This is a genomic window from Roseateles agri (assembly GCF_034043675.1).
Taxonomy (GTDB): domain Bacteria; phylum Pseudomonadota; class Gammaproteobacteria; order Burkholderiales; family Burkholderiaceae_C; genus KK5.
Genome location: NZ_JAXCLA010000009.1, coordinates 419,064 through 430,473, shown reverse-complemented (window position 1 = coordinate 430,473; position 11,410 = coordinate 419,064). Strand labels below are relative to the sequence as shown.

General features: G+C 64.9%; 6 protein-coding genes. 3 read left to right on the top strand and 3 right to left on the bottom strand.

Features of this window, described 5'->3' with window-relative positions; all coding sequences use genetic code 11:
• Nucleotides 1-252: 252 nt before the first annotated feature.
• Nucleotides 253-531 (bottom strand): DUF4242 domain-containing protein, encoded by a 279-nt coding sequence (locus SNE35_RS27110; protein ID WP_320426163.1) that lies wholly within the window; start codon nt 529-531, stop codon nt 253-255.
• A 125-nt stretch (nt 532-656) separates the two neighbouring features.
• Here SNE35_RS27110 and SNE35_RS27105 point away from each other — a divergent pair, with 125 nt between their 5' ends.
• Complete coding sequence (locus SNE35_RS27105; RefSeq protein WP_320426162.1) at nt 657-3,149, top strand: ATP-binding protein; 2,493 nt, start codon at nt 657-659, stop codon at nt 3,147-3,149.
• Nucleotides 3,150-3,488: 339 nt separating this feature from the next.
• On the opposite strand, the gene SNE35_RS27100 is transcribed toward SNE35_RS27105, so the two are convergent.
• Nucleotides 3,489-5,003: a PEP-CTERM sorting domain-containing protein gene (locus SNE35_RS27100; protein ID WP_320426161.1), complete on the bottom strand. Its 1,515-nt coding sequence runs from the start codon at nt 5,001-5,003 to the stop codon at nt 3,489-3,491.
• Nucleotides 5,004-5,812: 809 nt separating this feature from the next.
• On the opposite strand from SNE35_RS27100, the gene SNE35_RS27095 reads away from it, so the two are divergent.
• Nucleotides 5,813-6,808 (top strand): NAD(P)-dependent alcohol dehydrogenase, encoded by a 996-nt coding sequence (locus SNE35_RS27095; RefSeq protein ID WP_320426160.1) that lies wholly within the window; start codon nt 5,813-5,815, stop codon nt 6,806-6,808.
• Nucleotides 6,809-6,818: 10 nt separating this feature from the next.
• Here SNE35_RS27095 and SNE35_RS27090 read toward each other — a convergent pair whose 3' ends face one another.
• Nucleotides 6,819-7,781, bottom strand: coding sequence for a LysR family transcriptional regulator (locus SNE35_RS27090; RefSeq protein WP_320426159.1), 963 nt, complete (start codon nt 7,779-7,781; stop codon nt 6,819-6,821).
• Nucleotides 7,782-7,849: 68 nt separating this feature from the next.
• Between SNE35_RS27090 and SNE35_RS27085 the strand changes: the two genes are divergently transcribed.
• Nucleotides 7,850-11,374 (top strand): indolepyruvate ferredoxin oxidoreductase family protein, encoded by a 3,525-nt coding sequence (locus SNE35_RS27085; RefSeq protein WP_431312797.1) that lies wholly within the window; start codon nt 7,850-7,852, stop codon nt 11,372-11,374.
• Nucleotides 11,375-11,410: the final 36 nt, after the last annotated feature.

The window sequence follows — 11,410 nt, the reverse complement described above, 5'->3', positions numbered from 1 at the left end:
GCTTCGACAAGCACCACCACGTGCGCCGCGGTTTCCTCCCTTGAGGTTTACCCAACACCTGCCCTCAGGTCGGTGTACCGCGGCGAGCTGTCTGCCGCGACGGGCAGGTGTCGGACAAACCTAAACAATTGCCGTCATTGGCGACCGACCGCCCCCGACAATGTGGTCAATCGGTGCGACGCATGTCCCCATGCCGGTGGCGATGTGGACGTAACGGTTGCCTGAAGGCTGCCGCCCCGCGTCGGCACGCGATCAAGCAGCCTCGGCGCTGGTCGGGTCGATGGTCATGCGCACGCGCGCGACCGAGTTGGCCGGGAAGCCGCCCAGCCGCGCGTGCTCCCGGACCATCGCTTCGTCGGGCGCGTTGTAGACACAGTAGATCTTTTCGTCAGTGACGTAGCTGTGCACCCATTGGATTGAAGGACCCAGGTCGCGCAGCACGGCGCACGATTTCTGCGAGATGGCCGCAACATCGGATGGGGTCAGCGCGCCGGCGCCGGGTATTTCTCTCTCGATCACGAACTTGGGCATGATGGTGGCTCCTGACAGGTGGCTGGCCGTTCGCCGCGAACGGCCTGGGCGCATCGTCGTTGCCCCCCGGCACGGCGGTCCTTTCGCGGCGGTGAAATCGGTCTAAATTCGCCATTAACCCCGCCATGACCACGCACTATCGCTTCGGCGACTTCAAGCTTCTGCCAGCTGAACGCCTGCTATTTCGACGCGGCAGCGAGGTCCCGCTGACGGCTCGGGCGTTCGCGTTGCTCACCGAGCTGGTCGAACGCGCGGGGCAGTTACTTTCGCGAAACGAGTTGATGCAACGCGTGTGGGCCGGCGTCGTGGTCGAGGACAACAACCTCGCCGTGCAAGTCGCTGCCCTGCGCAAGGTGCTGGGCGCCGATGCCATCACCACGATCGCCGGCTGCGGTTACCGTTTTGCTCTCGAGGTCGTCGACCTCGGTGGCGACCAGGAGGACGGTGCCCTGCAGGGCCGCGGCAACGTTCCGGCGCGCCTGCCCGCGATGGTCGGACGCGAGGTCGAACTCGCCGAACTACGCGGTCTGCTGGCGCACGTCTCGCTCATCACCTTGTGCGGCGCACCTGGCGTCGGCAAGACGCGCCTGGCGCAGGCACTCGCGGTGGAAACGCACGCACAGTTCGCTGACGGTGTCTGGTGGGTCGATCTGGCCGCGTTGCCCGCCGGCGCGCCGGTCGCGCCGGCCGTGGCGCGCACCCTGAGCCTGCACGTCGCGCCCGATGCCGACGCGCTGGCGACGCTGACCGCCCGCCTGGCCGCAGCGTCCACGCTGATCGTGCTCGATAACGCCGAGCACCTGGCCGACGACACGGCGCGCGTCGCGGCGGCGCTGGTGCGGGGGACGAGACATACCAGCGTCCTCGTCACCAGCCAAGTGCCGCTGCATTTGTCTGAGGAGCGTCTGGTCCGGTTGGCGCCGCTCGCCCTGCCCGCGGCGGTGCAACTACTCGCCGAGCGTGCAGTCGGTGCCGGCGCGAACTGGACCGCGGCCGATGCGTCCCGAGCCGAAGCCCTGTGCCGTGCCCTGGACGGCAACGCACTCGCGATTGAACTCGCCGCAGCGCGCATCGATGCGCTCGGCATCGATGGGCTGACCGAACGCCTGCAACAGCGCTTGACGCTTCTGGCGCCATCGGTGCACGCGTCGCGTCGCAACGCCCTGGCACTCGCGCTCGACTGGTCGCACGAACTGCTGACGGAACGCGAGCGCATCGTGCTAAGGCGCTTGGCAGTGTTTCCGGGGGCGTTCTCGCTCGAGACCGCGGCGCTCGTGCTGGGCGACGACATGCTGCCCGCGCCTCGGGTCATCGAGGCAGTCCTCGCGCTGGTTGACCGCTCGCTCGTAAGCGTCGAGCGTGCGCCACTGCGCCGCTACCGTCTGCTCGAGACGATGCGCCTGTACGCGCTCGACAAGCTGAACGCCGCGGGCGAGGTGTCTGCGACGAGGCGACGGTTGGCATCGGGCCTGCGATGGCGCTTCGACGAGGCGTACGAAGAGTCGTGGCACGCCCCGTCGGACGACTGGCGAGTGCGGCACGAAGCCGAACTCGACACGCTTTGGCCGGCTCTCGATTGGGCCCTCAAGCACGAGATCGAGATCGCAGAAGCGCTGTTCGCCTCGTCCTGGCCAATCTGGGAGATGTCGCACCATGCCCAGGCGCGACCGTACGCCGAGGCCTTGGCCCGCCACTTCGAACCAAACCATGCAGATACGCCTGCAAGTGCGCGTTTCTGGCTCTCGGTGGCGCGCTGCCTCAGCGTCGATCAGCCAGCACTCGCGCGCGATGCCGCTCGGCGAGCGGCCGAGCGCTACCGCACGCTCTGTGACGCGCGTGGCGAGTACCTGGCCCTCGTCGAATACGCGTTCAATTGGCGCGTCGACGGAGCGGAGGCGCGTGTCGCCTTGACTCAAGCGAAGGCGCTCGAGGACCCGGCCTGGCCGGCTTCCGTGCTCGAACGGGGGTGGTCGACCGAAGCGACGCTCCAGACCAGTGCCGGCCGGTACGACGACGCGAGGACGAGCTTCACCGCCGCGCTTGAGCTCTGCCAACGCGACGGACTTCACCACGGCGTGCTGCGCGCGCAGCTGAACATGGCTGATCTTGAGCGGGCCGCCGGTCACATCGATGAGGCCGTGCGATTGGGCGAATCGGTTCTCGCCGGCTATCGGGACGCGCGGCCATCGTCCAACATGGCGATTGCGTACACGAATCAGATTGGTGCGCTCGTCGAGGCGGGTCAGGCGCGGCGCGCGCGCTCGCTCGCGCTCGAATGTCGGCGCCGGCTGGGCGCGTTGATTCTGGACGTCTGCATCTGGCCGTCGCTCGACACACTGGCGCTGTTGCACCTGGACGCGGGGCGCATCGCCGACGCGGCGAGGTTGGCAGGCGCGTCGGCGCGCGAGTACTCGATGCACGGCCAAGCAAAACGCCAGCCAAACGAAGCTCGCGACCGCGAGCGCCTCATCGACGCGCTGCGTGACGAACTGGGCGAGGAGCGCTTCGAGCTGCTACACGCGCAGGGCGCGAACATGGATAGCGCATTGTCGACCGCGCTGGCGTTCGCGTTCGAGGCGCCGGTGGCGAGTGCGGCCGACATCCAGGGTTCCAGGTAGGCCCCGTACGGCATTGGCAATTGCGCCGAGCGCCGTCATGCCGACCCACACCGTTCGGATGCTGGCCACATCCCGCTCGTCGCGTGTCGGAACATGACGAGTGCGATTGGCCTGGCGCGCACTGCGGCACTGGCACGATGGGATTCCGTGACCGGTTCAGGCAGTCGAGACGTGGCTTTAAGCGTCGGCCGGCACGGACGATCTGACCCATCGAAATGCATATCTAGTCGCCGAACATGCACTCCACTTCGTTGGGCTGGCGTCGTGCGTCGGAACGATCGTAGATCGCCCGTGGTCGCAATGCTCTCATGCCCCAGGCGGTCGCGACGCAGGCCACGATCACCACTGACGTACGCGTCGCTGGCACCTTCTCGCCAGAAGCACTGCTGCCCCCGTCAGCAGTAGCACCCAGGTCGATGGTTCCGGGACCGGTGAGATGCCGGCGACGATCACGGTAACGCCGTCTGCGGAATAGGCCGTCGTTAGCGCATAGCCCGTCGTCAGCACTTGGTCAAAGGTGCCCGAAAGCGTGCCGGACAGCAGATTGAAGCTGTCTCCAACGCCGGCACCGTAGCCGATGTTGAGCATGAGCGTGCCGTCCAATCTCAGCGGTGCACCAGCGCCAACGACAAGTTGGCCGTGGTCTGCCTGGCCCGAACCGATATCGAAGGTCAACGTCGAGGCTTCATCGAGGACCAGCCCACCGCCGCTGAGGGCCCACTGGCCATCATGGGCGATCGTGATCGTGCCGCCTTGATTCTCCATATTGCCACTAGTCGGAAGGCCCATCGTCAGAAGCCCGCCCTCAACGATAAAGCGGCCGTGGTTGACGAAACTGTTGACGACGAAGCTGCCGGCACCTCGGATAGTCTGCCCGGCAAGCACCACGAGCTGGTCAGCCTGTAGGCCGCCGACGTTTCCCAAGGGGCCACGCAGGAGCCAGACCGTTCCGGTTCCAGAAAGGGTGAAATCGCCGTCGAGCCCGAGAACAGATGAGTAGTAGCTGTCCCTCGAGCCGATCCGGATATCGCCATTGTTCTCGAAGGAACCCTCCAACGACGCTGCGCCTCCGGCACTGACACGCAGTGTCCCGCTATTGCTGCCACTGACGACTCGCATACTGTTCAACGAGACGTCGCCACTGAACGCGACGTCGCTGACTTCACCGCTGCGAATCGTGCTGCCGGCGCCGCCAACGATGCGGCCGCCAGACACTGGTCGAGGATTGACGGTCAGATAGCTGTTGGCACCGATCGTGATCGTGCCGCCACTGTTATCGAAGCGACCGCCATTGCCGGCGGCCAGGGTCATGAAGCCTTCCGCGAGGATGTTGCCCCGATTCACGACATTACCAGCGCCGATCACGCCGGACCCGCGTATCGTCTGTCCGAGTCCAATGGTGAGCGTGCCGGAAGTCAGCGAAATCCCTGCCAAGTTACTTGTCAGCCAAACCGTGCCGCTTCCGTACAGCACGGTGTCCGTGGCGAAGGCGAATTCCCCCGAGCTTCTGGTGGCGCGCACGTAGATGTCGCCATCATTGACGATGCTGCCGCCCATGACGAACGGTGCCATCTCGGCATTGAGTTCCAGCCTGTTGTAGGCGCCCAGGACCAACGTTCTGACACCCATGCAGCAATCGCTGACTGTTACCGTCGTTGGGGCGCTGCTCGCTCCCGAGACGATACGAACATCTGTCTCGACGTCGGGAAGCGCCGCGCTGCTCCAGTGGGCAAGATCGTTCCAATCCCCGCTGCCTCCCTGCCAGTCGACCGTATTGGAACGGGCGCTGCCACACGTGGAGATCACGCCTGCAGCCAAGGTAAATCGGGCCAACGTACCCGCGCGTCTTTTCATTCTTCTCCCCTTTGCTGGACAAGCCTGTAGCGCCTGCAATGTATGCAAGGAGAGATGCCGCAATCCTTGGTAGATGCACGAGGTCCGACCGGACTCATCCTGTCATGACAGAGTCACGCCGCGTGCTCTTCAGTTGATTTCGCTGGGGAAGCCCAGCGAGCCGGGCGCGCTATTCGGAGGGCGGGAAGCAACCTCGGTATGCGTCCGATGAAGTCGTGGCGCCTGACGCCGTTCACTGCGCCCCACCGGGCGTTCGATAAGCCACCGACCTTGATCGAGATCTCCGCCGGCTACCGCACGAGCGCCTTGACCGATTGAGCACTACTCAAAAAAGGGCTTGCCGAGCAAGGTCACCAAGCCCAAATGCTGCGCCATGAAAAACGGCCAGCAACTACAAAAGACGGTGGACCGGCGCGCCGAAGGCGCGTTAGCTGTATTCAGGCAGCCTATCCATGCAGTACCACAGCCGCTCTTGCAGGATCACAGAGCTGGCATTGATTCCCCGAGCGGCAACGCGCACTTGTGGCAACAAGCAACACCGGGGCGGCAGCCCCATCTTGCCGTCCGCTGTCTCTCGTCCTGTAGAACCCTTCAACTACATATGAACGTTTATTGTATTTTTGTTCATAATTATCATCATTCTGACCGAGCAATGGCTGCGATGCGGGGACAGATACCCTAGAACAAGCTATCTCTTCGACGCTAAGAGCATTGCCCCAAGGACCGTCTTTCGCCGAACCCTGAGGAGAATCTGCGTGCATGCAACACTGGCCTATGGCGTCACAACCGACCGAGCCCCACTGACGCCCATGACCATCCAGCGTCGCGAGCTGCGACCCGATGATGTCGAGATTGCCATCGCCTATTGCGGGGTCTGCCACTCCGATGCTCACCAGGCCCACAACGATTGGAAGAAGAGCATTTATCCGATGGTGCCTGGCCACGAGATCGTCGGCCACGTAATCGCCATCGGTTCATCCGTCACCAGCCACGCGGTCGGAGATACAGTGGCGGTTGGCTGCATGGTAGACAGTTGCCTCGACTGCGCAGCCTGCGTCGACCATGAAGAGCAGCATTGCGAGAATGGCGCAGTCGGCACATACAACAGCCGGGACTGTCACACAGGGGAGCCGACGGCCGGGGGCTATTCCCAGCGCATCGTCGTGCGCGAGAACTTCGTCCTTAGCGTGCCGCCATCATTGGATCTGCGACATGCAGCGCCTCTATTGTGCGCCGGCATCACGCTCTGGAGTCCGCTGCGTCGTTTCGACACAGGGCCGGGCAAGCGGGTCGCCATCGTCGGTCTGGGCGGGTTGGGCCACATGGGTGTCAAACTGGCCTCAGCCCTCGGCGCCGAGGTGACGATCATCACTACCTCGCAGTCGAAGGGCGAGGACGCCAAGGCACTCGGGGCCCATCATGTCCTACTGTCCACTGATCCGCTGGCAATGACGGCGGCCGCCAGCCGTTTTGACCTGATCGTCGATACGATCCCGGTCGCACACGATGTCGGGCCCTATATCGGCCTGCTGGCTCGCAACGGCAAGATCGTCGTGGTCGGTGCGATCGATGTGCTACCCCCGATTCATGCGGGCATGCTGCTGAGGAATCATCGGTCGTTGGTAGGCTCGGCTATCGGTGGACTTGCCGCCACGCAAGAAATGCTGAACTTCTGCGCCGAGCATCAGGTCCTGCCGAAATGCGAAGTGATCGCCATGCAGGACATCAACACGGCCTGGGCGCGCATGCAAGCGAATGATGTCAGGTATCGCTTCGTGATCGACATGTCGACCCTCGCTGCATAGCGCCACAGGCTTAACCCGCATCCGCCACGTCGGGCGCCTGCGGACCGTTTCGGCCCAGGAACTCCCGGAACGCCGCCGCGCACGTTGAAAGTACTGGCGAGGTCCGCCAGGCCAGGCCGATCTCCATCACGGGCAGGTGCTGGTCAAGCGGCAGCGGCTGGATGCGCCGGCCGTCCAGCGACCAGGTGCGGTAGACCATGTCCGACAGAATAGTCACGCCGAGCCCCAACGCGACCATCTCGCGCAAGGCTTCCATGGACGAGGTCCGTATCCATGATGCTGGTTCCAGCCCGGCCTGCTGCCAATACCGCTTCGAGTTGCGATCGGCCTCGTCCATCATCGGCACGATGTATGGATAGGGCGCGAGGTCCGTCCAGGTCACGACGCTGCGACCAGCAAGCGGATGGTTGTGCGAGACCCAGACCTGGCGGCGCGAACTGGCCAGCATGCGCGTGGCGAAGCCCATCCGCGACTCCAGGTTGGACAGCAGCACCACCGCCAGTTCCAGCGATCCGTCGCGAAGCCGGCTCTCGATCTCGGGACGCTGCAGTTCAATCGGGACCACCTCGACATTCGGAAACAGCTTGCGAAACCGCGCCACCATCGGCATCAGGAAGTAGCCCTGCACCGTGTACGTGGCCGCCAGTTCCAACCGGCCGCTGAGGCCCGCGGGGCGATGGAATGGCAGCCGCGACGCCTCCTGGGCGGCATGCAGCAGGCCTTCCGCCTGCTGAAGAAAGGCCTGCCCCTCGAAGGTCAGGCTCACCCCAAGCCGACCGCGCTCGAACAGCGTGGCGCCAACCGACCGCTCCAGTTCCGCGATCGCCAAGGTCATTGCGGACTGCGACACGCCGACCTCCGCTGCGGCAACCGAGATCTGCTCGCAGCGCGCCGCGGCCGCAAAGTAATGCAGTTGCCGGAAGGTGAAGCGCGGTATCGAACGGGCTTCGGCAGACGCGGCCGTCTTTGACATTGGAAATATCAATATTCGAGGCAGGAAATTGAATTCGACTATGGCACAACTTGTGAACAGACTGACGAATTCTGTTTGCATTCGTCTCGACGACGCCCAGCACCATGAGCCAATCCGTTCGCCTGAGCGACAAGTACGACCTCCCCGCCGGTCGCGTCTTCATGACCGGAACGCAGGCGCTGGTGCGCATGCTGCTGGCCCAGAAGGCCCGCGACGAAGCCGTCGGGCTCAACACTGAGGGCTTTGTCTCCGGCTATCGCGGCTCGCCATTGGGCGGGCTGGACCTGGAGCTGTGGAAGAACAAGGCACGCCTCACCGAGCGCAAGATTCGCTTCGAGCCGGGCCTCAACGAGGAACTGGCGGCCACGGCCATCTGGGGCACGCAAATGCTCGCTCTCGATCCGAAGGCGCGAGTGGATGGCGTGTTCTCTCTCTGGTACGGCAAGGGTCCCGGCGTGGATCGCTGCGGCGACGTTTTCAAGCACGGCAACATCGCCGGCTGCGCGCCCAAGGGCGGTGTACTGCTGGTCGCCGGCGACGACCACTCCTGCAAGTCCTCCTCACTGCCGCATCAGAGCGAGCATGCCTTGATCGCCTCGATGATCCCCGTGCTGGCGCCGGCCGATCTCAAGGACTTCATTGAGTACGGCCTGCACGGCTTCTCGATGTCGCGCTACTCGGGCTGCTGGGTCGGCTACAAGGTGGTCAGCGACACGATTGAGTCCTCCGGCTCGCTGGAGATCGATCCGCAGGCCGTCGACATCAAGATCCCCGACAGCTACCCGATCCCGCCGGATGGCTTCTCGATCCGCTGGCCCGATCCGCCGCTGGTGCAGGAGATCCGGCTGCAACGCGAGCGGCTGTACGCGCTGCTGGAATACGTCCGCGTCAACAGGCTGAACCGCCAGGACTGGTCAGCGCCGCAGGCCAGGCTGGGCATCGTCACTGCGGGCAAAAGCTACCTGGACGTGCGTGAGGCGTTGAAGCTGCTCGGCCTGGATGTGGACGACGCGGCCGCGCTGGGCCTGCGGCTGCTGAAGGTGGGCGTGGTCTGGCCGCTGGAGCCGCAGTGCGTGGTCGAGTTCGCGCAGGGGCTGGAGGAGATCCTCGTCGTCGAGGAGAAGCGCCAGGTGCTGGAGTACCAGATCAAGGAACACCTGTACAACGAACCGGATCGTCCTCGCGTCGTCGGCAAGTACGACGATGCCGGCGAGTGGGTAAAGGTGCCGAGCCAGCACATCCTGCTGTCGCCCAATGGCGAGTTGAACCCAGCGGTGATCGCCGATGCTATTGCGCGCCGCCTGGAGCGGGTGCTCGGCCGCGACGCCCTGCCAGCGGGAGTCAGCGCCTGGCTTGGCGAGGGCTGCGCTGCCATGCGCCAGAGCCTCCCGGCCGATCCGAGCCTGCCACAGCGGGTCCCCTACTTCTGCTCGGGCTGCCCCCACAACACCAGCACGCGCGTGCCCGAAGGTTCGCGAGCGCTAGCCGGCATCGGCTGCCACTACCTCGTTCAGGGCATGGACCGGCGCACCGAGACCTTCTCCCAGATGGGCGGCGAAGGCGCCACCTGGATCGGCACCGCGCCGTTCACGGACACGCCCCATGTGTTCGCCAATCTCGGCGACGGCACCTACATGCACTCCGGCTCGCTGGCAATCCGGGCAGCGGTCGCGGCCAATGTCAACATCACCTACAAGCTGCTGGTCAACGACGCGGTCGCGATGACCGGCGGCCAGCCGGTGGAAGGTGCGCCATCGGTGCCGCAGCTGATGCATCAACTGGCGGCGGAAGGCGTGCGCGAGCTGCATCTGGTCAGCGATGAGCCGGAGAACTTCAGCCTGTATGAGTTGCCGCCCGGCAGCCACATCGCGCACCGCGACAGCATGGACGCTCTGCAGCGGCAGTTGCGCGAAGTCAAGGGCGTCTCGGCCATCGTCTACGTGCAGACCTGCGCCACCGAAAAGCGCCGGCGCCGCAAGGCGAAGAAGCTGGTGGATCCGACCCGGCGGGTGGTTATCAACGAGGCTGTCTGCGAGGGCTGCGGAGACTGCGGCGTGCAGTCCAACTGCGTCTCGATCCTGCCGCTGGAGACGGAACTCGGCCGCAAGCGCGTGATCGACCAGAGTTCCTGCAACAAGGACAGCTCCTGCGTGAACGGCTTCTGCCCCAGCTTCGTCACAGTGGAAGGCGCCGAGCTACGCAAGCCCGATCGCAGCAAGATCAAGCTGCCGGAGAACCTGCCTGACCCAGCCCTGCCCGAGCTGGCACAGCCCTGCAACATCCTCGTGGCCGGCGTGGGCGGCACCGGTGTCGTGACCATCGGCGCCATCCTCGGCATGGCGGCGCACATCGAGGGCAAGGGCGTCCGCATCCTCGACATGGCGGGCCTGGCCCAGAAGGGCGGCGCTGTGCAGTCGCATGTGCGTCTGGCCGCCACGTCGACCGAGTTGCACGCCACTAGAGTGCCACGCGCCCAGGCGAACCTGATCCTCGGCTGCGACCTGATGACCAGCGCCGGCGCCGACCCGATGGCCACGCTGTCCACCGACCGGACCCACGCGCTGATAAATACCGACGTGGCGCCGACCGGCGCTTTCACGCGCAATCCCGACTGGCAGGCATCGCCGGAGGGGCTGCTGGAGCGCGTGCGCGGCGCTGTGATGGAACTCGCGGCTGTCAATGCCACGCGGCTGGCCACTGCCCTGCTCGGCGACGCCGTCGCAAGCAATATGTTCATGCTGGGTTACGCCTGGCAGAAGGGCTGGATTCCGCTGATGCGAGAGTCGCTGAGCCAGGCGATCGAACTGAACGGTACAGCCGTCGCGATGAATCAGGCTGCCTTCACCTGGGGCCGCCAAGCGGCGCTGGACCTGGCGGCAGTGCATCTGGCTGCCGGCATCCGCCCGGCGGAATCTGTGATGCTGCTAACGAACCGCCTGCCCAGCCTGGCGCACTTGCTGAGTGATCGCGGCGAGCGCCTGGGCGCCTACCAGGATGCCGCGTACGCCCAGCGCTACCGGCGCTTCGTCTCCGAGATCGCGCGCGTCGAGCACAGTCGCACCGGCCGGGACCGTTTTGCCCGCGAAGTGGCGGTCAGCCTCTACAAGCTGATGGCTTACAAGGACGAGTACGAGGTGGCGCGGCTCCATGTGGAGAGCGGCTTCTTCGATCGAATCAAGGAGCAGTTCGACGGCAAGCTGAGCATGCGCTTCCACCTCGCGCCGCCGCTGCTGGCGCGCAAGGATGAAAAGGGCCATCTGGTCAAGAAGGCATACGGCCCTTGGGTCGCTGTCGTCTTCAAGGCACTGGCCGGGCTGAAAGGCCTGCGCGGCACGCCTTTTGACCCTTTCGGATACACGGCCGAGCGCCGTGGCGAACGCCAGGCCATTCGCGATTTCGAAGCGCTGGTCAGCGGCATCGCCATCGACCTGGACGACGAACGCATGCCTATCGCCATGGAGCTGGCGAGGCTGCCGCAGGCAGTGAAGGGCTTCGGCCACGTCAGGGAGCGCAACGCCCGGGCGGCGGCACTCAAGCAGACCGATTTGATGCGCCGATGGGCATCCCACCGCCAGGAGCTGCAGGCGGCCTGATCAGATCGACATAGGTACAAACCTTCTGATTGTGTT

Bases quoted from the DNA above. Each gene is read 5' to 3' on its own strand.
- SNE35_RS27110 (WP_320426163.1), bottom strand. From the start codon at position 531: ATGCCCAAGTTCGTGATCGAGAGAGAAATACCCGGCGCCGGCGCGCTG.
- SNE35_RS27105 (WP_320426162.1), top strand. From the start codon at position 657: ATGACCACGCACTATCGCTTCGGCGACTTCAAGCTTCTGCCAGCTGAA.
- SNE35_RS27100 (WP_320426161.1), bottom strand. From the start codon at position 5,003: ATGAAAAGACGCGCGGGTACGTTGGCCCGATTTACCTTGGCTGCAGGC.
- SNE35_RS27095 (WP_320426160.1), top strand. From the start codon at position 5,813: ATGACCATCCAGCGTCGCGAGCTGCGACCCGATGATGTCGAGATTGCC.
- SNE35_RS27090 (WP_320426159.1), bottom strand. From the start codon at position 7,781: ATGTCAAAGACGGCCGCGTCTGCCGAAGCCCGTTCGATACCGCGCTTC.